Genomic DNA, 24,485 nt, shown 5'->3' with positions numbered 1-24,485 from the left:
GGCCCTACGCGGACGCGTGCCGCGCCGACAACCCCGGAGGTACCCGATGACGCACACCGCCATTCCCGACCAGAAGGACGGCTACGAGATGATCCAGGAGATCAACGAGCGCAGCCAGCAGCTGTGGAAGCCGAGCCCCGGTTCGGTGTACCCCACCCTGCAACTGCTCGTCGACGAAGGCCTGCTGGTGGCCACCGAATCCGAAGGCAGCAAAAAGCTTTTCGAGCTGACCGAGGACGGGCGCGCCGCCGCCGCCAAGATCGAGACCGCCCCGTGGGACGAGATCACCGAGGGCGCCGACCCCACCGCGATGGGTCTGCGCAGCGCTGTCGGCCAGCTGATGGGCGCGGTTGCGCAGTCCGCGCACGCCGCGAGCAGTGAGCAGCAGCAGCGCATCGTCGAGATCGTCAACACCGCCCGCCGCGAGATCTACCAGATCCTCGGCGAGGACTGACCTCCCCCAGGACCGGCGCGGTTTCTCCCCACGCGGGGATGAAACCGCGCCGGATCCGTGTACATAGGAGGCATGGAGAGTTTTGCGCTCGGCACCCACACCGTCGGCCGCGTCGGATTCGGCGCCATGCAGCTTCCCGGACCGGGCGTGTTCGGTCCGCCCCGCGACCACGACCAGGCCATCGCAGTGCTGCAGCGGGTCCCGCAGCTCGGCATCAATCACATCGACACCGCCCAGTTCTACGGCCCGGACGTCGCCAACGAACTCATCCGTGAGGCGCTGCACCCCTACCCCGCCGATCTGGCACTGGTGAGCAAGGTCGGCGCCCGCCGTGACGGCGAGGGCAACTGGACGCCGGCCCAGCAACCCGACGAGCTGCGCGCCGACATCGAACAGAACCTCACCACCCTCGGCGTCGACCGGCTGGCCGCGGTCAACCTGCGCATCCACTCCGGTGACCCGAATGCGGTCGGCCCGGTGGACCGCGAGCTGTTCGACCGCCAGCTCGACGCGATGATCGCCGCCCGCGACGAAGGGCTGATCGACGGCGTCGGACTCAGCAGCATCTCCGTCGAGCACCTGCAGATCGCGCTCGAGCGCACCGACATCGCGACGGTGCAGAACGCCTACAACCTGGTCGACCGGACCTCGCAGCCGGTGCTGGACCTGTGCACCGAGCGTGGGATCGCGTTCGTCCCGTTCTTCCCGCTGGGCTCGGCCTTCAACGCGGAGAACCCGGTGCTGGGGCACCCGGCCGTGCGCGCGGAGGCCGAGAAGCTCGGGCGCACCCCGGCCCAGATCGCGCTGGCATGGACGCTGAGTGTGGCGCCCAACGTGCTGCTGATCCCGGGCACGTCGTCCGTGGCGCACCTCGAGGAGAACACCGCCGTCGCCGAGATCGAACTCGATGCGGAGACGAAGCAGGCCCTCGACGCCGCGTGAGCGATTCTTCGTTTCGGCAGGCCCGGCAATAAAATCGGCAGCATCATGACCACCTCAACCGCGGGCTCCAAACCCGACCTGTTGTCGGCCGAGGCCGGCCGGCGGCGGACGTTCGCCGTCATCAGCCATCCCGACGCCGGCAAGTCCACGCTCACCGAGGCCCTGGTGCTGCACGCGAAAGCCATCACCGAGGCCGGCGCCATCCACGGCAAGGCGGGCCGCCGCTCGACGGTCTCGGACTGGATGGAGATGGAGAAGGCCCGCGGCATCTCGATCACCTCCACCGCGCTGCAGTTCCCGTACGTCACGCAGGCGGGCAACACGTGCGTGATCAATCTGCTCGACACCCCCGGCCACGCCGACTTCTCCGAGGACACCTACCGGGTGCTCACCGCCGTCGACTCCGCGGTGATGCTGATCGACGCGGCCAAGGGTCTGGAGCCGCAGACGCTCAAGCTGTTCCAGGTCTGCCGGCACCGCCGGATCCCGATCATCACGGTGATCAACAAGTGGGACCGCCCGGGCCGGCACGCCCTCGAGCTGATGGACGAGATCTCCGAGCGCATCGGGCTCAAGCCGACACCGCTGACGTGGCCGGTCGGCATCGCCGGCGACTTCAAGGGTGTGCTCGACCGCCGCACCGGCATGTTCATCCGCTACACCCGCACCGCGGGTGGTGCCACCGCGGCGCCGGAGGAACACATCGCGCCCGACGCCGCCCATGAGGCCGCGGGCATCGACTGGGACACCGCGGTCGAGGAGTCCGAACTGCTCAGCGCCGACGACGCCGACTTCGACCCGGAGACGTTCCGCGACTGCAGCTCCACCCCCGTCCTGTTCACCTCGGCGGCGCTGAACTTCGGCGTCAACCAGCTGCTCGACGTGCTGGCCGAGCTCGCACCGCCGCCCAACGGGGCGCTCGACGTCGACGGCAACCGCCGCGACGCGACAGCGCCGTTCAGCGCGTTCGTGTTCAAGGTGCAGGCCGGCATGGACTCCGCCCACCGCGACCGCATCGCCTACGCCCGGGTCTGCTCGGGCACGTTCGAACGCGGCGACGTGCTGACCCACGCCTCCACCGGCAAGCCGTTCGTCACCAAGTACGCGCAGTCGGTGTTCGGCCAGCAGCGCTCCACGCTGGACACCGCGTGGCCGGGCGACGTCATCGGTCTGGCCAACGCCGCGGCGCTGCGCCCCGGCGACACGCTCTACGCCGACGTCGCCGTGCAGTACCCGCCGATCCCGAGCTTCTCGCCGGAGCACTTCGCGGTGGCCCGGGGCACCGATCCCAGCAAGCACAAGCAGTTCCGCAAGGGCATCGAGCAACTCGACCAGGAGGGCGTGGTGCAAGTGCTGCGCTCGGACCGCCGCGGTGATCAGGCCCCGGTGCTGGCGGCGGTCGGGCCGATGCAGTTCGAGGTGGCCAGTCACCGGATGGCGGCCGAGTTCGGCGCTCCGATCGCGCTCGAGCCGCTGCCCTACACCGTGGCCCGGCTCTGCGATCCCGAGGGCGCCGAGACCCTGCAGAAGCTGGCGTCGGTGGAGGTGTTCACCCGCACCGACGGCGCGCTGCTGGCGGTGTTCTCCACGAAGTGGCGCCTGGAGAACGTCGCGCGGGAGAACCCGACGGTGAGCCTGCGGTCGCTGGTCGCCGCCGGGGACTAGTCGACGTCGACCCAGTCCAGGGTGCGGTGCACGGCCTTCTGCCAGCCCGCGTAGCCCTCGGCGCGCTGCTCGTCGGACCAGTTCGGTGACCAGCGCCTGCCTTCCTGCCAGTTGGCCCGCAGGTCGTCGGGGCCGTCCCAGAAACCCACGCCCAGCCCGGCCGCATAGGCGGCGCCGAGCGCGGTGGTCTCGGCGACCTCCGGCCGCACCACGTCCACTCCGAGCACGTCGGCCTGGATCTGCATGCACAGGTCGTTGGCGGTGATGCCGCCGTCGACCTTGAGCACCTCCAGGTGCACCCCCGAGTCCGCCTCCATCGCGTCGACGACGTCGCGGCTCTGGTAGCAGATCGCCTCGAGCGTCGCGCGGGCCACATGGGCGTTGGTGTTAAAGCGGGACAGCCCGACGATCGCGCCGCGCGCGTCCGAGCGCCAGTACGGCGCGAACAGCCCGGAGAACGCCGGCACGAAGTAGACGCCGCCGTTGTCCTCGACCTGACGGGCCAGCGCCTCGCTCTGAGAGGCGCCGCTGATGATGCCCAGCTGGTCGCGCAGCCACTGCACCGCCGAGCCAGTCACCGCGATCGACCCCTCCAGCGCGTAGACGGGTTTCGCGTCGGCGAACTGGTAGCAGACGGTGGTCAGCAGACCGTTGTCGGAGCGGACGATCTTCTCGCCGGTGTTGAGCAGCAGGAAGTTGCCTGTGCCGTAGGTGTTCTTGGCTTCGCCGACGTCGAGGCACACCTGGCCGACCATCGCGGCCTGCTGATCGCCGAGGATGCCGGTGATCGGGATCTGGCCGTCGGCGGGCCCGGTGTCCAGCGTGATCCCGAAGGGTTCGGTCACCGACGACGGCCGGATCTCGGGCAGCATCTGCCGCGGAATGCCGAAGAACGACAGCAGTTCGTCGTCCCAGTCGAGGGTCTCCAGGTTCATCAGCATGGTGCGGCTGGCGTTGGTGACGTCGGTGACGTGCACGCCGCCGCGATGCCCGCCGGTCAGGTTCCACAGCACCCACGTGTCGGTGGTGCCGAAGATCGCGTCGCCCTTCTCGGCGTCCGCGCGCACCCCGTCGACGTTGTCGAGGATCCACTGGACCTTGCCGCCGGCGAAGTAGGTGGCCGGCGGCAGCCCGGCCTTCTGCCGGATCACGTCGCCGCGGCCGTCGCGGTCCAGTGCCGAGGCGATGCGGTCGGTGCGGGTGTCCTGCCAGACGATCGCGTTGTGGTACGGGCGTCCCGTTCGTCGGTTCCACACCAGCGACGTCTCCCGCTGGTTGGTGATGCCCAGCGCCGCGAGGTCGGTGGTCGACAGGTTGGTCGAGTTCAGCGCGGTGGCCAGCACCGAGCCGGTGCGCTCCCAGATCTCGACGGGGTTGTGTTCCACCCAGCCGGCCTTCGGCAGGATCTGTTCGTGTTCGAGCTGATGACGGCCCACCTCGGCGCCGTCGTGGTCGAAGATCATGCACCGGGTGCTGGTGGTGCCCTGGTCGATGGCTGCGACGAAATCGGCCACGCGCGCTCCTTCTCGGTAGAGGTCCATGATGGACCACATGGGTGTGCCAGTGATCACCGACGACGACATCGACCGGATGCCCCGTGGCGGGCCGGATGCATCGTGTCTGGACCGGTTGCTGCAGACCGACCGGCAGGAGTACCTCGACCGCGAGTCCGACGCGCCCGCCGACGTGGCCCGCAAGCGCAGCGTGATCCGCGCCCTGAACTGGGCGGGCGAGGTGTTCGGCAATCACGAGAAGTTCGCGAAGATCGCGCTCGACGCGGTGGCCGACGTGGCGGACCCGCGGATCCTGGAGCTCGGCGCGGGACACGGCGCGCTGTCCCGCATGTTGCTCGAGTGGCACCCGAGCGCGCGGGTGACGGTCACCGACATCGAACCGACGTCTGTCGCGGCGATCGCGGCGGGTGACCTCGGCTCGCACCCCCGCGCCACCGTCCGGCACATGGACGCCACGGCCCTCGATGCCGCCGACGGCGAGTTCGATCTCGCGGTGTTCGCGCTGTCGTTCCACCATCTGCCACCCTCTGCGGCCGCGCGGGTGCTCGCCGAGGGAACCCGCGCCGCGGCCACCCTGCTCATCATCGACCTGCCCCGCCCGCCGGCGCCGCTACACCTGATCCGCCTGGCGGCGATGTTGCCGTGGGCGCCGTTCCTGCCGTTCGTGCACGACGGCGTGATCAGCCCGCTGCGGGCGTACAGCCCGTCGGCGCTGCGAGCCCTGGCCGCGCACGCCGACCCGGCGATCCGCGTCGAGTTGCGCGGCGGACTGACCAGCCCGCAGGTGCTGCTCGCCCGGCGTGAAGCCGAAGTCTTTGCTTGAGCAACTAAACAGTGTGCCGACGGCGGGCCCCGGCACCCAAACCGATCGTGGCGCAGACACTTCGAATAACCTGTAAACAACGAGGGGGGTTGCCGGATTTGCACGGGGGAGGCTGGATGGAGGGGACTCCCTTCGGGCGCTATCGATTGATCGAGGTGCTCGGACGCGGAGGTATGGGCGAGGTCTGGCGTGCCCACGACACCGAAACCGACAGGGTCGTCGCGCTGAAGGTGCTGCCCGAACAGTGGGCCTCCGACGAGGTCTACCTGCAGCGGTTCCGGCGTGAGGCGCACGCGGCCGCGCGCCTCAACGAACCCCACGTCGTGCCCATCCACCACTACGGCGAGATCGACGGGCGCCTCTACGTCGACATGCGCCTCATCGACGGCAACGATCTGCAGACCCTGCTGCACGGCGGACCGCTGGTGCCGGCACGTGCGGTCGCGATCGTGGAGCAGATCGCGATGGCCCTCGACGCCGCGCACCAGGCCGGGCTGGTGCATCGCGACGTGAAGCCGTCCAACATCCTGATCGCCCGCTACGACTTCGCGTACCTGATCGACTTCGGGGTGGCACGCGCGTCCCAGGACACGGGTCTGACCAACTCCGCCCACCTGGTCGGCACGCTGCCCTACATGGCGCCGGAGCGCTTCCGCAACGGCGTCAGCGACGCACGTTCCGACGTCTACTCGCTGGCCTGCGTGTTGGCCCAATGCCTCACGGCGACAACGCCGTTCACCGGCCACAGTGTCGAAGAACAGATGATGGGGCATCTGACCGCGCCGCCGCCGCTGCCCTCGCAGGTCGACCCGTACATCCCGGTGGCCTTCGACGCCGTCGTCGCCAAGGGCATGGCGAAGAACCCCGACGAGCGCTACCAGAGCGCGTGGGAGCTCGCCCTGGCCGCCCGCGCCGCGCTGGGCGACGCGGCCGCCCACCCGCGCGGCGGCTCCGCGGCGACCACCCCCCACGGGTCCGCACCCGGCGAGTCGGCGGCGACACTGCTCGGGCCCCCGCCCGACGATGCGCCGCTGTCGCGGACCGGGGACTCCATCGACGACCTGCTCGACCGGGCGGTCGCCGCGATCAACCGCGGCGACCGCGCCGTCGCCTCCGCGCTGGCGGATCAGGTACTCGCCGTCGACCACCGCAACCCTGAGGCCGAGGACCTGCTGCGCGTCCCCACGGACCGGGGCGAGATCCGCCGACTGACCATCGTGTCGGCCGACGTCGTCGACGCGACGGAACTCGCGATGCGGGTGGATCCCGAGACCTACCGGCTGCTGATCGGCCGGTTCCGGGACGTGGTCCGGCAGATCGCCGCGCGCTACGAGGGCCATGTCGCGTCGTCGAAGGCCGACGGACTTCTGGTGGTGTTCGGCTATCCGAACGCCCACGAGGACGACGTGCACCGCGCGGTGCAGGCCGGACTCGACATCGCCCGCGACATCGAGCAACTCAGCGAGCAGGCCCAGCGCCGGTTCGCGGCGACGGTCGCCGTGCGGATCGGTGTGCACCGCGGCCCCGTCTACCTCGACAGCGATCAGGACGACGTCTACGGGTTGGCGGTCACGCAGGCCGCCGAGGTGTCCGCGCTCGCCCCCACCGGCGGGGTGGCGGTGTCACACTCGGTGGAACCGTTGATCCGCAACGCCTTCGAGCTCGAGAAGCTGCCGTCGGTGGCGATGGCGGGATCCAGCGAGGTCGTCAACCCGTTCCGGGTGCTCGGGGAGCGCGCGTACGCCACGCTCACGCCGATGGGTCCGCTGGTCGGCCGCGACCGCGAGTTCGCCCGCCTGGACAAGAGTTGGCGACGGGCCAAGGCGGGCACCCTGACCGTGCCGGCGGTGGTGCTGCGCGGCGAGGCGGGCATCGGCAAGAGCCGGCTCGCGGCCGCGGCCACCGAACTGGTGCAGCGCGACGGCGGCACCGTCCTGGAGCTCGTCGGCTCACCGGTGCACGCCGATGTCGGTCTGCATCCGGTCAGGCTGCTGTTGGAGCGGCGCGCGGGTATCACCCGGCTCACCGAACCGGTGCGCCGTCTGCAGCTGCTGGAGGCCGAGGTGGCGGACCTGGGGCTCGATGCTCAGACCGAAATCCCTTTGCTGGCACCGATTCTCGGCCTCGACGCGTCGCTGGGATACGAACCCCCGAAGGCCGAGGGCCGCAAACTGCAGGAGCTGATCGCCGCCGCGGTGACCAACTATCTGCTGACCGCGTTCGGCGGCGCGCCGGGCCTGCTGCTCGCCGAGGACGCGCACTGGTTCGACGGCTCCACACTGGATCTGGTGGGCGCCCTGCTGGGCGCCACCGAGGGCCGGCTGCTGGCCGTCATCACCGGCCGCGACGGCAGCTGGCTGTCGGACCGGTGGCCGGCCAAGGTGTTCGACCTGTCGCCGCTGACCGACGAACAGACCGACGAGCTGGTGCTGGCGCTGGATCCCCGGGTGCCGCCCGAACAGTGCGCGGCGGTGCGGCAGCGCTGCGGCGGCGTGCCGTTCTACATCGAGCAGGTGGTCAGCGGGCTGGATCCGGCCACCGACGCGCACCACTCCACCGTGCCCGACTCGCTGTACGAGCCGCTGTTCGCGCGGCTGTTGGCCGTTCCCGACGTCGTGCCGGTGGTGGAGGCGGCCGCGGTGATCGGACGGCACGTGGACCGCGCGCTGCTGGTCGCCGTGTCGTCGCTGAGCGAGGATGCGGTGGACGACGTCATCGACGAGCTCGAGGACGCCAAGGTCTTCGAGCCGCACGGGCCCGATGTCTGGAAGTTCCGGCACGACCTGCTGCGCGAGGTGGCCGCGGAACTGGCGCCGCCGAGTGTGCGCCGCACGCTGCACGGCAAGACCGCCGACGTGCTGGTCAGCGGTGCCGCCGGTGAACCCGACTGGCGCTTGGTGGCAGCGCATTACGAGCAGGCCGAGCGGCACGCGGATGCCTCGTCGGCCTACCGGCAGGCCTCAGCCGAGGCGCGGCGGCGCGGCGCGCTCGAGGAGGCGCTCAAATACCTGACCCGATCGCTGACGCAACTCGAACTCTGCCCGCCCGGCCGCGACCGCGACCGCCTCGAGATCGAACCCCGGCTCGAGCGCGGCTTCCTCACCTCGACATCCGAGGGGTACCAAAGCCCCTCGGTGGCAGCCGATCTGGAGCGATGTCTGCAGATCGTGGGCTCTGATCTGCACGACGATCAGGTGTTCGGCACGCTGCTGGCCGTCAGCAGCTACTACATCAACAAATCGGATCTGCGCCGGGCCCACCAGCTGGCCGACGCCATGCAGGCCAAGCCCGACGAGCAGCGCCGGCTGTGGAGTCCGGCCATTGCCTGCGTACAGGGCATGGTGACGTTCCTGCGCGGCGAGTTCGAGCGCGCCCGAACATATTTCGAGGAGGCCAGCGCCGGTTTCGACGACGAGGGCCAGAACAGCATGGAAGAGCTGTGGTTCATCCCGTGGGACATCGTCGCGCTGGCCTACGAGCACCTGTCGATCTGGCACATCCTGCACGGCGATCAGGGGGCCGCCGACGCGGCGATGGCCAAGGCGATGGATCGCGGTGACGAACTCGCGTTCCCGTGGGGTCCGTACAACCAGGCCTACGCGAGCCACCTCGAGGTCTGGATGCGCCGCGAGAGCGGCCAACTCGACCGGGCCCGCGGCGTGGTGACCGACATGGTGGAGCGGGCCGAGCGCTACGGCATCGACTTCTGGCACGCCCTGGGGTCCACGCTGGGGCAGGCCACCGTCGAGGCGGACTTCGCGTTGCGCGCCGAGCATGTCGATCCGGACCGGGTGAACACCCAGATCGACCTGCTCACCCAGTTCACCGACTTCTGGCGGTCCCTGGGCCTGTTCGCCTACCAGACCCAATACGACTGTGTGATCGGCCAATTGCTCATCGCGGCGGGCCGCCTCGGCGAGGCGCGGACGCGCCTCGACACCGCGCTGCGCATCGCCGACGAGACCGACATGCACTTCTTCGATGCCGAGTTGCTGCGGGCCCGGGCGCGCACCCACACCGATCCCGACACCAGGGCCGCGGATCTCGGCGTCGCGGTGGCGCTCGCGCGTCACCAGGGGGCACCGCTGTTCGAACTGCGCGCCGCCTGTGACGACGTGGTGCTGCGCGGCGACGACGCGCGCGACGCCCTCGCCGACGCGCTGGCCCGTCTGCCGGCGGACTGCGCGTTGCCCGACGTGGCGCACGCCCGCTCCCTCCTGGGGTGGTCAAGCCCAGGAGCGTGATCACCACGTCCCTGGGCTTGACCGGCGGTCGGGTGAGCCCCCTCGCATCACCGACCTCACTCGCCGGGCTTCCGGGCCGGTCCGTCCCCCGGTCGGCCGGTTCCCGTCGTCCGCGGCGAGTGGATCAACCCTGACTCGTTGACCTTGGAAATTTCTTGGACCTCGTCGGGTTACCCGGCGGGCTCGTCCACCTCGAAGACGAACTCGCCGTCACCGATGGTGATCCGGTCGCCGTCGGTGAGCGCCGTGCTGCCGTCGATCCGCCTGCCTTCGACGACGACTCCGTTCGCCGAGTCGGCGTCGATGATCACGTAGCCGGGTCCCGAACCCACGATGACGGCGTGATACCGGCTGACCCGGGGGTCGGCCAGCACGATGTCGTTGTCGGACTGGCGGCCGATGCGGGTCACGGTGTCGGCGACGGGATGCGACGTCCCAGTGGCCGACCGAAGCCGCGCCGGGCGGCTGGTCGCGGGGAGCATGCTCCGGTTCACCGTCGCGATCATCGTGTCGGCGGCCGTCTTGCGGGCCGCGCCCTCGATGTTCAGCGGCGCCTGGCGCAGGATGCGCTCGTGCAGATCCTGGAGCACGGGATCCGGGTCGATGCCGAGATCGTCGGCGAGCACGGTCTTGACCCGCCGGTAGGCGTCGAGCGCGTCGGATTGGCGCCGCTCCAGGTAGTAGGCGCTCATCAGCTGCTCCCACAGAGGTTCCCGGTAGGGGTGCCGTGTGACCAGGTCCTCCAGCTCGCCGATGACCGACGCGGCGCGGCCGCAGGCGATCTCGGCCTGCGCCCACACGGTGTGGGCGGAGATCCGGTCCTCGGTGAGAGCCACGGCGTGCGTCTCGACGAATGCGAAGCCGGAGAGGTCCTCGAGGAACTCGCCCTGCCACTGCGCGAGTGCGACCGACAGGTGTCGGCTCGCCTCGGCGAAGCGGCCCGCCGCGGCGGCCTCCAGCCCGGCGGTCCGGGCGGTCACGAACCGGCCCAGGTCGACGGCGTCGTCGGCGACGGTGAGCCGGTAGCCGGGCGACGCCTTCTCCAGCAGCCGCCGCTCGTCGGCGCCCGCGGTGCGCATGAGCCGCCGCAGGTTCGACACGTAGGCGTGCAGGCTGGCCCGCGCCTCCGGCGGCGCCCCCTCCCCCCAGACCGCGTCGATCAGCGCATCGGTGGTCACCGGCCGGTTGCGGTGCAGCACCAGCGCGGCGAGCACGGCCCGCTGTTTGGGGGTGCCCAGCGCGACGGGAGTGTCCCCGACCGTCATCTGAAAGGGTCCGAGCAGCGCAAACACCGAACTCGACGCCATCGGCCGCTGCATCCTCCCCCCACGGTGATGATCGTGACCTTACCGGCGGCGCCGGGGACCGTACCGCGCAACCTGCCCGCTCGCGGCCCGGTGATGGCGTCTAATGGCTGTCGTGGGCGAGGAACTGAAGCAGACCGAGTTCACTCGCGCGCATCGGCGCGAGTACCGGCGCAAGGTCCAGCTGTGTCTCGACGTCTTCGAGACGATGCTCGCGCAGTCGAGCTTCGACTTCGAGAAGCCGCTGACGGGCATGGAGATCGAGTGCAACCTCGTCGACAGCGACTACCAGCCGGCGATGAACAACTCCGACGTGCTGGACGCGATCGCCGACCCGGCGTACCAGACCGAATTGGGTGCCTACAACATCGAGTTCAACGTGCCGCCGCGCCGGTTGCCCGGACGCGCGGCGCTCGACCTCGAAGCCGAGGTCCGCACCAGCCTCAACGCCGCGGAGGCCAAGGCCAACACCGACGGCTCGCACATCGTGATGATCGGGATCCTGCCCACCCTGATGCCCCAGCATCTGTCCGGCCACTGGATGAGCGAGTCGGTGCGTTACCAGGCACTCAACGACTCGATCTTCACCGCGCGCGGCGAGGACATCGACATCGACATCGCCGGCCCCGAGCGGCTGAGCCTGCAGACCGCCTCGATCGCGCCCGAATCCGCCTGCACCAGTATGCAATTACATCTGCAGGTCTCTCCGGGCGACTTCGCGAACAACTGGAACGCCGCCCAGGTGCTCGCCGGCCCGCAGCTGGCGCTGGGCGCGAACTCGCCGTTCTTCTACGGTCACCACCTGTGGGCCGAGACCCGCATCGAGTTGTTCGCCCAGGCCACCGACACCCGTCCGGACGAGTTGAAGACGCAGGGCGTGCGGCCCCGGGTGTGGTTCGGGGAGCGGTGGATCACGTCGATCTTCGACCTGTTCGAGGAGAACGTCCGGTACTTCCCGTCGCTGTTGCCCGAGCTGTCCGAGGAGGATCCGGTCGCTGAACTCGCCGCGGGCCGTACCCCGACGCTGCCCGAGCTGCGACTGCACAACGGCACCATCTACCGCTGGAACCGGCCGGTGTACGACGTGGTCGGGGGCCGGCCGCATCTGCGGGTGGAGAACCGGGTGCTGCCCGCCGGCCCGACCGTGGTCGACATGATGGCCAACGCCGCGTTCTACTACGGCGCTCTGCGCACCCTGTCCGAGGAGGACAGACCGCTGTGGACGAAGCTGAGTTTCGCTGCGGCGCAGTCGAATTTCGAGGCGGCCGCGCAGCAGGGCATGGACGCCCGGCTGTACTGGCCGGGGGTGGGCGAGGTGACGCCCGACGAGCTGGTGCTGCGCCGGCTGTTGCCGATGGCCGACGAGGGGCTGCGCCGGTGGGAGGTCTCGGCCGAGGTGCGGGACCGCTACCTCGGGGTGATCGAGGGCCGCGCGAAGTCCGGCCGCAACGGTGCGGTGTGGCAGGCGTCGGCGGTGGCGGCACTGCAGGCCCGGGGCATGAGCCGACCGGCGGCGCTGGCCGAGATGCTGCGGCTGTACTGCGAGCACATGCACACCAACGAACCGGTGCACACCTGGGACGTCCCCGGGTGACGGCGTCGCCGGCTCAGAGGCCTAAGTCGCGCCGGAACCCTGCGGGGATCACCAGATCGTCCGCCGTGAGCTCCTGAATCGACGAGAGCCCCAGGCCCAGTAGCGCGGAATCGATGCCGCCGCGCAGGATGTCGAGTACGTTCTCGACGCCGGCCTGACCACCCGCAGCCAGGCCCCACAGGTAGGCGCGACCGATCATCACCGCGCGGGCGCCCAGCGCGACGGCCTTGACGACGTCGGAGCCGCGCCGGATCCCGCCGTCGAGCACGATCTCGACCTGGTCGCCGACCGCGTCGGCGATGGCGGGCAGCGCCCGGATCGGCGCGGGGGTGCCGTCCAGGTTGTTGCCGCCGTGGTTGGACACCGAGATCGCGGTGACGCCGGCATCGAGCGCCCGCTTGGCGTCGTCGACGCGCATCACCCCCTTGAGCATGAACGGCCCGCCCCACTGCTCGCGCAGCCACGCGATGTCCTCCCAGGTCGGCAGCGGCGTCTGCATCCACTCGCCGTAGGCGCCGAAGAACGTCGGTGCCGCGCCGCCGTCGGCGAGGTTGGGCGCGGTCAGGTCCGGCACCCGACCGGTCTTGGCGAACTCGAGCAGCCAGCGCGGCCTGCGGATCCCCTCGGGTGCGAAGCGCAGCATGGCCTTGAGGTCCATCCGCTCCGGGATCGCCGGGCTGCCCCAGTCGCGGCCGTTGGAGAACGACCAGTCCGTGGTGATGATCAGGCCGACCGCGCCGGCGCGCCGCGCCCGCTCCATCCGGCCGAGGAGCTTGTCCCGGCCTCCGGTCCAGTACATCTGGAAGAACGTCGCGGGGTTGGCCAGCGCCACTTCCTCGATGGGCTTGCTGGCGAACGACGACAGGCCGATCGCGGTGCCGCGGGCCGCCGCGGCGCGCGCGACCGCGACCTCGCCGTCGGGGTGGACGGCCTGCACACCGGTCGGTGAGATCAGCACCGGCAACGAGATCGCCTGCCCCATCACGGTCGTCGCCATGTCGCGTTTACCGGACAGCCCGGCGACGTGCGGGGCGAAGCCGAGCTCGGCGAACGCCGAGGTGTTGTCGGCGACGGTGAGACCCTTCTCCGAGCCGGCGACCAGCGCACTGTAGACGCTGGGCGGCAAGCGCTTTCGCGCGCGCCGCTGTGCTTCGGCGACGGTCTCGAACCAGGTGGCCATGGGTGTCTCCCTCTTCGGTGATGCCATCAACGGTAGAACCGGACACGGCCGGGCGGCACTCGCCGATCGGGCAGTCACCCCCCATCCGGACGGTCCCCGTATCGCACCCGTTCGGTGCGCGCGCGTACCCCGGTGCGACACCTAGCGTCAACGAATATGCAAGCAGCCCTGCTCGATCCGCTGGCCCCGTCACCACGCGGCCGGTGGAGCGGCCACGGCGTCCAGGTCACCCGGCGCCGGGGTCCGCACCGGGTGCACCCCGCCTCGGCGACGGTGTGCACCGCCCGCTTCTGCGTGCACCGGCGGGCGCAGTGGCTCGCCGTCGAGCACGATCTGACTCCGGGCGAGCTGTCCGACGAGTTGACCGTGCTGCTGACCGAGCAGCTGGTCGACACGGGCGTGCTGCGCGGGCAGTCCGAGTTCGAGCTGGTGTTCACCGGCGTCGTCCGCTCGACGGTCGACGGCGGGCTGTCGGCCTGGCTGCGGTTCTACCGCAACTCGCTCGCCGCGCTGGAGCACGGTGACGCCGCGTTCGCCCCGATCCACGCCGAAGCCGCCGCACAGGTGCGCGGGCACCGATTGATCGACCTGGGTTCGTGTTTCGGGTTCTTCCCGCTACGGATGGCCGCACTCGGCCACGACGTGCTGGCCACCGATCTCAGCCACTCGGCGATGCGGCTGCTCGACCAGGTGAGCGCACGGCTGTGCCGCCCGGTGGCGACGTTGGCGTCCGATGCCACCGATGTCGCGCTGCCCGACGGCAGCGCTCACACCGTGACCGCCCTGCACCTGATCGAGCATCTTCCGACCGGCGCGCTGCACGCGGTTCTCGACGAGGCGCTGCGGCTGGCGCGCCGGCGCGTGATCGTCGCGGTGCCGTTCGAGGAGGAACCCCGGGACTGCTATGGGCACCTGCAGCGCTTCGACCTGCCGCGGGTGCATCGGCTGGCTGACGAGCTGACGGCGCGACATCCGGGAATCACCGCACACGCCTATGCCTTTCACGGCGGCTGGCTGGTGCTGGACCGTTAGATCAGGCCCCGCTTGCTCGCGGCGTACACCGCCTCGGCGCGCCTGCTCACCTCGAGCTTGCGCATGATGTTGCTGACGTGGAACTTCGCGGTCGTCGCCGAGATGTAGAGCTTCTCGCCGATCTTGTTGTTGGACAACCCCGCTGCGAGCAGGCGGAGCACCTCGACCTCGCGGTCGGTGAGCTGTGCGCGGGTCTCCCCGCGCCCCGACAGCGATCGCACCACCGCTGCGGCGCTGCGCGAGTCGAACGCGCTGTCGCCCGCCGAGATGGCCCGGATCGCCCGGACCAGTTCGGTGGTGTCGACGTCCTTCACCACGTACCCGCGCGCGCCGGCGTGCACCGCCCGCACCACGAGGTCCTCGTCGAGGAACGTGGTGAGCACCAGCAGGCCGAGTGCCGGATACTCAGCGGAGAGCTTGGCGCACAACGTGAGTCCTTCGAACTCCGATCCTGCAGAGAGCTTGAGGTCCAGCAGCACCACGTCGGGCCGGGTGGCGCGGACCACCGCCTCGGCCTCGGCCTCCGAGGCTGCCTCGCCGACGACGACGAGATCGTCGGCGCGTTCCAGCACCGATCGCAGGCCCTGCCGCAGGATGGCGTGGTCGTCGACGATAACGAGTCGGATGGGTGCCGTCATGTGCGTCGACCTTCTGGGCAGTAGGGAATTCGCGCCACGACGCGCACCCCGCCGATGCGGGACCGGTGCACGTCGAAGGTGCCGCCGTGTTCGGCGGCACGGGCCCGCATGTTGGCCAGGCCGCGGTGCCGGCCGTCGACGTCGGCGGCCTCGGCCATCCGCAGGATCAGTCGCAGCGTGTCGGGGTCTCCGGTGCCGTCGTCGGCGATCGACAGCGCCACCGCGCCGTCCCGGTAGGACAACCGCACCAGGGCGCGGGTCGCGTTGCCGTGCACCGCGGTGTTGAACAGCGCCTCGCCGGCGATGCGCAGCAGGGCGTGCTCGACGTCACCGGGCAACTCGACGGCGGGGCCGTCCACCCGCAGCGTCACCCGCAGATCCTCGGGCATGTGCACGGTCGCCAGCTGTCCGAGCATGGCGGCCAGGCTGGAGCGCTCGGCGTCGGGCTGGTTGAGCGCGTAGATGGCCGAGCGCAGCTGCTCGGTCGCCGACCGGGTGAGTTCCTTGGCCAGATCCAGCCTGCCGGCCAGTTCGCCTGCGCCGTGACCGATCTCGCTGCGGCACACCTCGATCTGCATTCCGGCCGACAGCACGGTCTGCGCGACGCTGTCGTGGAGTTCGCGCGCGATGCGGTGGCGCTCGGAGTTGAGTACCTGATGGCGTTGTGCCGCACCGAGTTCGCGCTGAGTGGCCAGCAGTTCGGCGTTGCGCGCCTCGGACTGGGCCAGCAAGGTCACCGACTTGGTGAACAGCGCCGAGTTCTGCAGCGCCACCGCCGTCTGGCCGGCCAGGATGCGCATCACCATGGCATCGGTGCCGTCGAGCGCGCGGTGCGGCGGCGTCCACGCGGCGAAGGCCCCGATCACGGTGCCGTCCAGTTCGATCGGCACGTGCGCGTGCTGCTTCTCGATCACCGGCAACCGGAACTGGGCGAGTTGTCCGCGCAGGATGTCGTTGAGCCGGTTGAGCACCACGTCGGGCAGCGCGGCACCGGGATCGGCTGCGCTGCCCAGCCCTTCGAAGGCGTACGCGACCCCGGCGGAGTCCAGGATGAGGTGCCGGACGCTGGCCTCGGGCAACGCGCCGTCGGCGAGCGCCAGCAGCACCCATTCGGCGTCCAGGGTGGCCCGCGCCGCCTCGGCCACGGCGCGCACCAGGTTCTCCGGACCCTCGATCGTCTGCACCAGCGCCCGCGAGATGGTGTCGAGCGCGGCGATCACGCGATCCAATCGCTGTGCGGTGAGCCGTAGTTCGGGGTAGAACCGACCCTTGCCGGACCGCAGCCCTGTCAGCCGGGCCAGGTCGGGCGGGCTGGCGTCGGCGGCGGTCACGGGGCGGGCCTCACATCGCCGCCTGGAACAGCGCCTGCATCTGCAGCTCGTCGGCGCTGCGGGGGTTGGTGCTCATGCAGGCGTCGGCCAGCGCCGTCTTGGCCAGCCGGGGCAGGTCGTCCTCGGACACCCCGAGTTGCGCCAGGCCGCGCGGCACGCCGACGTCCCGGGCCAGCCGGTCGATACGGTCGGCCAGCGCCAGGGCCGCCTCGGCGGCGGGTGTGCCCGGATCGGCGACCCCGAGGAACGTCGCGATGCTCTTGTACGGCTCGGGGTCGGCCTCGGCGTTGAAGCGGATGACGTGCGGCAGCAGCACGCCGTTGACCACACCGTGCGGCAGGTCCAGCAGACCGCCGACCTGGTGGCTCATCGCGTGGGCGGCGCCGAGAATCGCGTTGGTGAACGCCAGACCCGCCTCGAGTGCGGCCTGGGCCATCAGCACCCGGGCGGGCATATCGGCGGGCCGCTCGAGGGTGTCGGCGAGATTGTCGGTGACCATCTGCACGGCGCGCAGCGCGTGGTGGTCGGTGAGCTGGTTGTGGCCCAGGGACACGAAGGCCTCGATGCCGTGGGTGAGGGCGTCCAGGCCGGTGGCGGCGTTGAGCCAGTCGGGCATCGTGGTGAGCAGCCGCGGGTCGATGACCGTGATGTCGGGGACCAGCGCGCGCCCCAGGATGGTGATCTTGGTGTTGCGGGTGGTGTCGGTGACGATGCAGAACTGCGACACGTCGGCGCCGGTGCCGGAGGTGGACGGCACGACCACCAGCGGCGGGATCGGCATCTCGGCCTTGTCGACCCCTTCGTAGTCGAGGATGTCGCCGCCGTTGGCCGCCAGGATCGCCACACCCTTGGCGGCGTCGATCACCGATCCGCCGCCGACAGCCAGCAGCACGTCGCAACCGTGTTCGGCGTACGTGTCGAAGCCGGCCGCGATCTCGTGGTCCTTGGGGTTGGGCGTCAGGTCGTGCCACAGCCGTGCCTGGATGCCCTGCTCGGCGAGGTGGGCGACCATCTCGTCGGCCCAGCCCGCCTCGATCAGCCCGGGGTCGGTGACCAGCATCGGCCGCAGTGCGCCCAGTCGCAGCGCGGCGTGCGCGGCCTCGGCCATCGAGTCGATGCCGAACACGATCTCGGGGGCGTGGAACTTCAGCAGCCGCGCGCCGCAGTCGGCGCGCCGCGGATCGTCGCGCGTGCCGACTGCCGTCGCGCCGGTCTCCGGTCTCGCCACTGCCTCGCCTCGCCCGCCCCAGGCCGGGCGCACGGAATGTGACCCGGACAACATTCTGCGCTCCAGCGTACGGCTCACGTCATCTCCCCACCGCGTCGGCGGCGAACTCGTGCGCGGCGCTCTCCAGCCCGGACAGATCCGCCACCACGCGGATCCGGTCGCAGAACTCGGCGTAGGCCGGCAGGTCGCAGCTGCCCAGGCCCCAGGAGTAGCGCGGCTCCGGGGTGAGCCACACGGTTTCCCGCGCGCGGCGGGTGATCTCCTCGAACGCCGCGAGGTTGGGGTTCCGGCCGTTGGTGCGGCCGTCGCCGAGCACCAGCACGGTGGTCCGGCGGGTCACCGCCGAGGAGTGTTCGGCCAGGAACTCGCCGAGCACGCTGCCGTAGTCGGAGTTCGCTGCCGTGTCGATCACGTCGCCGCCGAAGATCAGCCCGAGCGCCTGCTCGCTCGGATGGTCGCGGAACAGTTCGGTGGTCTCGGCGACGTCGGCGACGAACACGAACGAGCGCACCTGGGTGAACAGGTCCTGCAGTCCGTGGACCAGGTTCAGGGTGAACCGTGAGGTCGCCCGCACCGACAGGCTGACGTCGGCGAGCACCACCAACCGGGGCCGGTCCTCGGCGCGGCGGACGGTGACGGGCATGAACGGCACCCCGTCGAACCGCATGTTGCGCCGCATGGTCTGACCCGAATCGACCCGTCCGGCGGCGGCGACCCGGCGGCGGTGGGTGAGCGCGCCGTGCAGCGTGCGGGCCAGCCGGCGCAGTGAGTCCTCCAGGTCGGCGCGCTCGGTCTCGGCGATCCGGTCCACCCGCGCCTCGCGTCGCTCCCGGGTCTCCACGATCGCGGTCTCCAGAGCGAGCAGCGCCTCGAGGTGGCGCTTGAGTGCCAGCGGCAGGTTCTCCAGCACCCCGGCCAGTCGCTTGCGCAGCGCGGCGGCGTCGGATTCGTCTCCGTCACTTCCGGTTTCGGTCTCCAGCCAGCCGAGTAGCGCCTCCTGCTCGGCGATGGTCAGTTCGGCGTCGACCGGTGTGCCCGCGGACGTCGCCAGGGTGCCCGCGGTCGCCGCGCCGCGCAACCGGTCGGTGGACAGCTGGATCCGCACCGCGTCGTCGGCGCTGCTGCGGGTGTCCTTGGAGAACGCGATCTCGTCGGTCAGAGCGGCCAGGTCGATCTTGTTGGCCTCCTGGTGCAGGTTGTAGCGCTGCGCCAGATCCTCCTGCTTGAAGTAGTCGCGGATGCTCGACGGCTTGCCGTGCTCATGCCCCTGTTCGGGGGTGTCGCTGGGTTCCTCGGAGAGCGTGAAGGATTCGAGCTCGCCGGTGTCGGCGAGGTCGTCGTGGGCATGGGAATGCCCGTGCCCGTCACGCTCGCCACCGACCCGCACCAGCGCGAAGAACGCGTCGAAGATCTCGTCGAAGACCGGCGCGTCGCGCTCGTCCTTGACGAGCGCGACGCGCAATGCGGTCCGCAGGACAGCCCGGGAGGACAACACACCGGGCTGCCCGGCGCACCGCATCGCATCCAGCGCCTCGGGGATCGAGACCCGGATCCCGGCGAGGCGCAGGAGCCGGACGAACCGGTGCAGGGTGGCCTCCATGACCTACAGCGCCCGGCGCCGGCCCAGCGTCGCCGTCGCCGACTTCTGCTCCGACTTCTTCGGGGTGCCGTAGTAGCCGTCGGTGAATCGGCCGGGCTGATCCTTGGCCGCCCGCGCCGCCCGCCCGTCGTCTCCGTGGTCGTGATCGTGATCGTGGTCGTGGTCGTGCCCGTGATCGTGATCGTGACCGTGATCGTGCGGGTGCCTGTCCGGCACGGTCGCGTTCGGATCGACCAGCCGCGGCAATGCGGCCAGCGACTTGCGAACGTCCTTGTCGTACTTGACCACCACCGACACGGTGTCCGACAGCACCCGGGCCGACAGCTCGTCGACCCCGAGCACCGCAAGCGTGCGGGCCCAGTCGATGGTCTCCGAGATGCTGGGCGCCTTGCGCAGTTCCAGCTCCCGCAGGCCGCGGACGATGTCGACGAGCTGGGCGGCCAGCGCGTCGGTCAGCCCGGTGTTCTTGGACCGCACGATCTCCAGTTCGCGCTCGGCGGCCGGATAGTCCAGGAACAGGTGCAGGCAGCGCCGCTTCAGCGCGGCTGCCAGGTCGCGGGTGTTGTTCGACGTCAGGATCACGTAGGGCGCGTGCTCGGCGACGAACGTCCCGATCTCGGGCACCGACACCTGGTATTCGCCGAGCAGTTCGAGCAGCACGGCCTCCAGAGCCTCGTCGGCCCGGTCGATCTCGTCGATCAGGAGGACCACCGGTTCCGGTGAGCGCACAGCCTCCAGCAGGGGCCGCGGTGCCAGGAACCGGTCGGAGAAGNCGATCCGGTCCACGGCCTCCTCGAGATCGGCTGCGTCCGAGACGATCTGGCCGATCTTCTCACGCAGGATCTGGGTGTAGAGCAGCTGCTTGCCGTAGTCCCACTCGTAGAGGGCCTTGGTCTCGTCCTGGCCCTCGTAGCACTGCAGCCGCAACAGCCGGCGACCGGTGGCGGCGGCCAGCGCCTTCGCCAGCTCGGTCTTTCCGACGCCGGCCGGGCCCTCGACGAGGAGCGGCTTGTCCAGCCGGGTCTGCAGGAACACCGTGGTGGCCAGGCGCTCGTCGGCGACGTATCCCTCGCCGGCGAGCGCCTCGCGGACCGCTTCTACGGAGTCGAACATCGTTACGGCAGCAGCTCGTCGAGGCTGCCGTTCATGCAATGCTCGACCACGGGGCGCACAGTGTCGAACGTGCATTCCTTGGCGTTGCCCGGGGTGCAGGCGTCGCCGAGGACGTGGTTGGTGATGCGGTCGACGTCGGCCTTGTCGCCCTTGATCACCGGAGCGTTCTCGTAGAACTTCGTCGGGCCCTGGCCCAGCCGGTTCTTCGAGTAGCTGTCCTGCTTGACGTCGACGAAGCGCTCGATGATGTCGACGTCGCGCAGCAGCCGGATCGCTGCGGCCAGTGCGGCGTCGGCGGCCTGCACGTCGGTCATACCGTAGGTGTCGACGCCCATCGCAGCCGCGATGTCGGCGAAGCGCTTGTAGGCCACCGGCATGTTGAACGCCCACACCCGGGGCAGCGCGATCGCGTTGTTCAGGCCGTGGTGGGTGTCGTAGAACGCGCTGATCGCGTGGGAGATCGAGTGGATGATGCCGAGCCCGCCGGAGTTGAAGGCCTGCGCCGCGATGTACTGCGCGTACATCATGCCTTCGCGGCCCTTGAGATCCGTTCCGTTCCAGGTGGCTTCGCGCAGGTTCTCGGCGGTCAGCTTGATCGCGCGGATCGCGTTGCCCAGGGACGGTTCGAAATTCAGTCGCGACACGTAGGGCTCCGACGCGTGGGCGAGCACGTCGAAACCGCACTGCGCGGTGTAGTCGACGGGGCACTCGAAGTACAGCACCGGGTCGTCGACAGCCAGCGTCGCCACCGACGCGTCGTCGAACGCGACGTACTTGTGAGGGTTGTCGGGGTCGGTGGTGGTGTCGGTGATGACGTACGCCCACGAGGTCTCCGAGCCGGTGCCCGCGGTCGTCGAGATCGCGATGTGCGGCGGGTTCTTCGGGTTCTCGCTCTTGTTGAAGCCCTCGAAGTCGTTGACGTTGCGGCCGTCATGGGCGATCGAGATGCGGGCGCCCTTGCAGGCGTCGTGGGTGGAGCCGCCGCCGATGGAGACGAAGCTGTCGCACTCGTTCTCCTGGTAGAGCTTCACCGCGTCCATGACGTTGTAGTCCTTGGGGTTGGACTCCACCTGGTCGTAGACCACGACCTCGAGTCCGTGCCACTTCAGCGACTCGGCCATGTTGTGCACGATGTCGGTCCCGCGCAGGCCGGAGCTCATCAGCAGCGTTCGCTTGAAGCCCATCTTCAGCGCTTCGGGGCCGACCATCTCGTGCGCGCCGGGGCCCATCATCGCGCGCGGGAACGGGTGAAATTCTTTGATGGGGAACGGTTTGAGGAGATCTTCGACCTTCATGGCGACGGGTTCCTTTCCAGAGCCGATCTGCGGTGCGGTGGCGGTGTCGATCACCAACATGGCACGCAGATGTGACCGGGAGAACAGCTCTGGCTCACAACCGAATCGTCGGGCAGCGCAAGTGCGGACGACCGGACAGGACCCGACCTACCCGGTCGGAGAGGACTCCTTGCTCTGTTGGGTCTCGGGGGTCTCGCGGACGTCCCCGGTCGAGCCGTGGTCGTCGACCATCGTGGACTCGTCGAACGGCCGGTTGCCGTCGAGGACGTCCTGCATGCGCTCGTGGTCGACGGTGTGGGTCCAGGCGCCGATGAGCACGGTGGCGACGGCGTTGCCGGAGAAGTTGGTCAGGGCGCGGGCCTCGGACATGAACTTGTCGATGCCCACGATCAATCCGATGCCGTCGAGCAGTTCGGGCCGGTGACTCTGCAAGCCGGCTGCCAGAGTGGCCAGGCCCGCGCCGCTGACTCCGGCCGCCCCCTTGGACGCGACCATCATGAACACCAGCAGCGAGAGCTGCTCGGGGATGGACAGGGGGTTGCCCATCGCGTCCGCGATGAACAGGGAGGCCATCGTCATGTAGATCGCGGTGCCGTCGAGGTTGAACGAATACCCGGTGGGCACGACGATGCCGACGGTGGCGGGCTGCACCCCGGCGTGCTCCATCTTCGCGATCAGCCGTGGCAGCGCGGACTCCGACGACGAGGTGGCGACGATCAACAGGTATTCGCGGGCCAGGTAGCGCACGAGTTTGAACACCGATGTCCCGGCCGCGACGCGCAGCAGCACGCCGAGCACGCCGAACACGAAGACGACGCAGGTGAGATAGAACGCCAGCATCAGCACGCCCATCTGGATCACCGCGTCGAACCCGGTGTCCCCCACCACCTTCGCGATCGCTCCGAAGGCGCCGACCGGGGCCAGCCACAGGATGCCGGCCAGGATGCGGAACACCAGCTTCTGGATCAGTGCGATCCCGGTCAGCAGCGGCGCTCCCGCGGTGCCCATCGCCTGGATGGCGAACCCGACCAGCAGCGCGACGAACAAGGTCTGCAGGACGTTGCCCTCGGTCAGCGACGAGAACAACGACGTCGGAATGATGTTCTGGAAGAACTCGAGCATCCCGCCCTCGGCCTGCGCCTCGCCGGCCAGCTCGGCACCCGCACCCGGATCGCCCTGGAGATTCAGCCCGGTGCCGGGGCTGATCAGGTTGCCGACGACCAGACCGATGGCCAGCGCGAAGGTCGACATCACCAGGAAGTAGCCCAGGGCCAGGCCGCCGACCTTTCCGACCGACGCCGCCTTGCGCACCGAGCCGATCCCGATGACGATCGTGCAGAAGATGACGGGACTGATCATCATCTTGATCAGGTTGACGAACAGCGTGCCCAGCACGCCGAGCGCGGATCCGGTCTCCGGCGCGACCAGTCCGACCACCACTCCGGCGACCACCGCGACGATGACCATGATGTAGAGCCAGTGCGTTCGGTCGCGCTTCTTCTTCTCCGGCTTCGACTGTTCGGCTTCGGTGGCGGTCATGGTGGCGTCCCTCCCCTGGTGGTGCAGCAGGGATAACCAGAAGTGCGCCCGGTCACACCCCGGACACGGCGGTCAGCGCCGCGGTGAGCACCTCGAGGTCGTCATCGGTGACATCGACGTGCGGGGAGATCCGCAGGGCCGGGCGGGTCATCACCGTGGGCGCACGCCACAGGTCGACGTAGGTGGTCAGCACGGAGTGCTCGGCGATCAACCGGGCACGCACCTGTTCCGCATCGACGCCGTCGGGGGGCAGCGCGGTGGTGATCGCACTGGGCTCGTCGAGATCCTCGACCACCTGCCAGCCCGGAACCTCGGCCAGTGCCTGCCGGGTGGCGGCGCCGACGTCACGCAGCCGGGCCTGGATCGCCTCGGGTCCGGCAGCGATGTGCTCGCCGATCGCGACCGAGAATCCCAGGTGCGCCCCGACGTTCGTCTCGGCGTGACCGAGCCGGTTGTGGGTGTCCTCGGAGAGGAACCCGGGCCGGGTGGCGAGCACTCCCACCCCGCGCGGCCCGGCGGTCCATTTGCGCGACGACGAGTACAGGGCGTCCGCGCCGATGCCGGCGCAGTCCAGGTGCGCGAAGCCCTGCGCGGCGTCGACGATCAGCGGCAGACCCTGCGTGTGGCACGCCCCGGCGATGTCGCGCACCGGCTGCACCACCCCACTGTGACTGCCCAGCATGGTGAAGTGCACCAGTGCGGGCGGATCACTGGCCAGCGCGGCGCCGACCGCGTCGAGGTCGAGCCGGCCGAACCCGTCGACCGGCAGCTCCCGGATCTCGAAACCGTGGCGCGCCATGATCGCCAGATTCGGTCCGTATTCGCTTGCCAGACAGGCGATCACACGCTCACCAGGCCAGTCGGCCAGCAGCGCGTCGAGCGCGTGGTTGGAGCCGGTGGTGAACACCACGTCCGCGTCGGCCATCCCGGTGAGCGCGCGCACCGCCGCGCGGCCGGCGTCGAGAACCCGACGAGATCGGTGAAGACCA

18 protein-coding genes and 1 pseudogene are annotated in these 24,485 nt (G+C 70.0%); 7 read left to right on the top strand and 12 right to left on the bottom strand.

Going from position 1 to position 24,485, the window contains the following annotated elements:
- The 3 genes from MCHUDSM44219_RS25005 to MCHUDSM44219_RS24995 all read left to right on the top strand — a co-directional run.
- Positions 1-454, top strand: a 454-nt coding sequence (locus MCHUDSM44219_RS25005) for a PadR family transcriptional regulator (RefSeq protein ID WP_048420974.1), incomplete at its 5' end; no start/stop codon positions are given.
- 72 nt (positions 455-526) lie between these two features.
- On the top strand, positions 527-1,396 hold the full coding sequence (locus tag MCHUDSM44219_RS25000; protein WP_048420968.1) for an aldo/keto reductase: 870 nt from the start codon (positions 527-529) through the stop codon (positions 1,394-1,396).
- Between the two features lie 45 nt (positions 1,397-1,441).
- Complete coding sequence (locus MCHUDSM44219_RS24995) at positions 1,442-3,061, top strand: peptide chain release factor 3 (protein WP_048420967.1); 1,620 nt, start codon at positions 1,442-1,444, stop codon at positions 3,059-3,061.
- On the opposite strand, the gene glpK is transcribed toward MCHUDSM44219_RS24995, so the two are convergent.
- The gene (glpK, locus tag MCHUDSM44219_RS24990; RefSeq protein ID WP_048420973.1) at positions 3,058-4,575 is read right to left on the bottom strand and encodes a glycerol kinase GlpK; all 1,518 of its coding nucleotides are present in this window, start codon (positions 4,573-4,575) and stop codon (positions 3,058-3,060) included. The two genes, MCHUDSM44219_RS24995 and glpK, sit on opposite strands and share 4 nt — an antisense overlap.
- Before the next feature lie 28 nt (positions 4,576-4,603).
- Here glpK and MCHUDSM44219_RS24985 point away from each other — a divergent pair, with 28 nt between their 5' ends.
- Together MCHUDSM44219_RS24985 and MCHUDSM44219_RS24980 are read left to right on the top strand one after the other, a co-directional pair.
- On the top strand, positions 4,604-5,398 hold the full coding sequence (locus tag MCHUDSM44219_RS24985) for a class I SAM-dependent methyltransferase (protein WP_236695582.1): 795 nt from the start codon (positions 4,604-4,606) through the stop codon (positions 5,396-5,398).
- Between the two features lie 116 nt (positions 5,399-5,514).
- Positions 5,515-9,642 carry a serine/threonine-protein kinase gene (locus MCHUDSM44219_RS24980; RefSeq protein WP_172506302.1) on the top strand — a complete coding sequence of 1,376 codons (4,128 nt, stop codon included), beginning with the start codon at positions 5,515-5,517 and terminating at the stop codon, positions 9,640-9,642.
- Positions 9,643-9,812: 170 nt separating this feature from the next.
- On the opposite strand, the gene MCHUDSM44219_RS24975 is transcribed toward MCHUDSM44219_RS24980, so the two are convergent.
- Positions 9,813-10,949: a BTAD domain-containing putative transcriptional regulator gene (locus MCHUDSM44219_RS24975; RefSeq protein ID WP_048420966.1), complete on the bottom strand. Its 1,137-nt coding sequence runs from the start codon at positions 10,947-10,949 to the stop codon at positions 9,813-9,815.
- A 103-nt stretch (positions 10,950-11,052) separates the two neighbouring features.
- Between MCHUDSM44219_RS24975 and MCHUDSM44219_RS24970 the strand changes: the two genes are divergently transcribed.
- Positions 11,053-12,540: a glutamate-cysteine ligase family protein gene (locus MCHUDSM44219_RS24970; RefSeq protein ID WP_048420965.1), complete on the top strand. Its 1,488-nt coding sequence runs from the start codon at positions 11,053-11,055 to the stop codon at positions 12,538-12,540.
- A 13-nt stretch (positions 12,541-12,553) separates the two neighbouring features.
- On the opposite strand, the gene mftD is transcribed toward MCHUDSM44219_RS24970, so the two are convergent.
- Positions 12,554-13,720: a pre-mycofactocin synthase MftD gene (gene mftD / locus MCHUDSM44219_RS24965; protein ID WP_048420964.1), complete on the bottom strand. Its 1,167-nt coding sequence runs from the start codon at positions 13,718-13,720 to the stop codon at positions 12,554-12,556.
- 156 nt (positions 13,721-13,876) lie between these two features.
- On the opposite strand from mftD, the gene mftM reads away from it, so the two are divergent.
- On the top strand, positions 13,877-14,752 hold the full coding sequence (gene mftM, locus MCHUDSM44219_RS24960) for a mycofactocin oligosaccharide methyltransferase MftM (RefSeq protein WP_048420963.1): 876 nt from the start codon (positions 13,877-13,879) through the stop codon (positions 14,750-14,752).
- On the opposite strand, the gene MCHUDSM44219_RS24955 is transcribed toward mftM, so the two are convergent.
- The 9 genes and pseudogenes from MCHUDSM44219_RS24955 to egtE all read right to left on the bottom strand — a co-directional run.
- On the bottom strand, positions 14,749-15,390 hold the full coding sequence (locus MCHUDSM44219_RS24955; protein WP_048420962.1) for a MadR family response regulator transcription factor: 642 nt from the start codon (positions 15,388-15,390) through the stop codon (positions 14,749-14,751). The genes mftM and MCHUDSM44219_RS24955 overlap by 4 nt on opposite strands.
- A complete protein-coding gene (locus MCHUDSM44219_RS24950; RefSeq protein WP_048420961.1) occupies positions 15,387-16,721 on the bottom strand; it encodes a MadS family sensor histidine kinase in 1,335 nt (444 codons plus the stop codon). Before MCHUDSM44219_RS24950 ends, MCHUDSM44219_RS24955 begins: the two co-directional genes overlap by 4 nt.
- A 10-nt stretch (positions 16,722-16,731) precedes the next feature.
- Entirely contained in the window at positions 16,732-17,874 is a 1,143-nt protein-coding gene (locus tag MCHUDSM44219_RS24945; protein WP_048420970.1) for an iron-containing alcohol dehydrogenase, read from the bottom strand.
- A gap of 154 nt (positions 17,875-18,028) precedes the next feature.
- Positions 18,029-19,549: a VWA domain-containing protein gene (locus tag MCHUDSM44219_RS24940; RefSeq protein WP_048420960.1), complete on the bottom strand. Its 1,521-nt coding sequence runs from the start codon at positions 19,547-19,549 to the stop codon at positions 18,029-18,031.
- A gap of 3 nt (positions 19,550-19,552) precedes the next feature.
- A pseudogene (locus tag MCHUDSM44219_RS24935) lies at positions 19,553-20,321 on the bottom strand (AAA family ATPase); the annotation flags it as partial.
- Between the two features lies 1 nt (position 20,322).
- Positions 20,323-20,662, bottom strand: a 340-nt coding sequence (locus MCHUDSM44219_RS31370) for an AAA family ATPase (RefSeq protein ID WP_236695581.1), incomplete at its 3' end; no start/stop codon positions are given.
- Between the two features lie 2 nt (positions 20,663-20,664).
- A complete protein-coding gene (mdo, locus tag MCHUDSM44219_RS24930; protein ID WP_048420969.1) occupies positions 20,665-21,957 on the bottom strand; it encodes an NDMA-dependent methanol dehydrogenase in 1,293 nt (430 codons plus the stop codon).
- A 147-nt stretch (positions 21,958-22,104) separates the two neighbouring features.
- The gene (locus MCHUDSM44219_RS24925; RefSeq protein ID WP_048420958.1) at positions 22,105-23,496 is read right to left on the bottom strand and encodes a cation:dicarboxylate symporter family transporter; all 1,392 of its coding nucleotides are present in this window, start codon (positions 23,494-23,496) and stop codon (positions 22,105-22,107) included.
- Positions 23,497-23,548: 52 nt separating this feature from the next.
- A partial coding sequence (gene egtE / locus MCHUDSM44219_RS24920; protein ID WP_048420957.1) for an ergothioneine biosynthesis PLP-dependent enzyme EgtE occupies positions 23,549-24,485 on the bottom strand: 937 nt, incomplete at its 5' end.

Origin of the sequence: Mycolicibacterium chubuense (assembly GCF_001044255.1) — a bacterium.
Lineage (GTDB): Bacteria > Actinomycetota > Actinomycetes > Mycobacteriales > Mycobacteriaceae > Mycobacterium > Mycobacterium chubuense.
The sequence above is the reverse complement of the archived record's forward strand: the minus strand, read 5'-3'. Positions and strand labels throughout refer to the sequence as shown.

Bases quoted from the DNA above. Each gene is read 5' to 3' on its own strand.
- MCHUDSM44219_RS25000 (WP_048420968.1), top strand. From the start codon at position 527: ATGGAGAGTTTTGCGCTCGGCACCCACACCGTCGGCCGCGTCGGATTC.
- MCHUDSM44219_RS24995 (WP_048420967.1), top strand. From the start codon at position 1,442: ATGACCACCTCAACCGCGGGCTCCAAACCCGACCTGTTGTCGGCCGAG.
- MCHUDSM44219_RS24985 (WP_236695582.1), top strand. From the start codon at position 4,604: ATGGACCACATGGGTGTGCCAGTGATCACCGACGACGACATCGACCGG.
- MCHUDSM44219_RS24980 (WP_172506302.1), top strand. From the start codon at position 5,515: ATGGAGGGGACTCCCTTCGGGCGCTATCGATTGATCGAGGTGCTCGGA.
- MCHUDSM44219_RS24975 (WP_048420966.1), bottom strand. From the start codon at position 10,949: ATGGCGTCGAGTTCGGTGTTTGCGCTGCTCGGACCCTTTCAGATGACG.
- MCHUDSM44219_RS24970 (WP_048420965.1), top strand. From the start codon at position 11,053: ATGGCTGTCGTGGGCGAGGAACTGAAGCAGACCGAGTTCACTCGCGCG.
- mftD (WP_048420964.1), bottom strand. From the start codon at position 13,720: ATGGCCACCTGGTTCGAGACCGTCGCCGAAGCACAGCGGCGCGCGCGA.
- mftM (WP_048420963.1), top strand. From the start codon at position 13,877: ATGCAAGCAGCCCTGCTCGATCCGCTGGCCCCGTCACCACGCGGCCGG.
- MCHUDSM44219_RS24955 (WP_048420962.1), bottom strand. From the start codon at position 15,390: ATGACGGCACCCATCCGACTCGTTATCGTCGACGACCACGCCATCCTG.
- MCHUDSM44219_RS24940 (WP_048420960.1), bottom strand. From the start codon at position 19,549: ATGGAGGCCACCCTGCACCGGTTCGTCCGGCTCCTGCGCCTCGCCGGG.
- mdo (WP_048420969.1), bottom strand. From the start codon at position 21,957: ATGAAGGTCGAAGATCTCCTCAAACCGTTCCCCATCAAAGAATTTCAC.
- MCHUDSM44219_RS24925 (WP_048420958.1), bottom strand. From the start codon at position 23,496: ATGACCGCCACCGAAGCCGAACAGTCGAAGCCGGAGAAGAAGAAGCGC.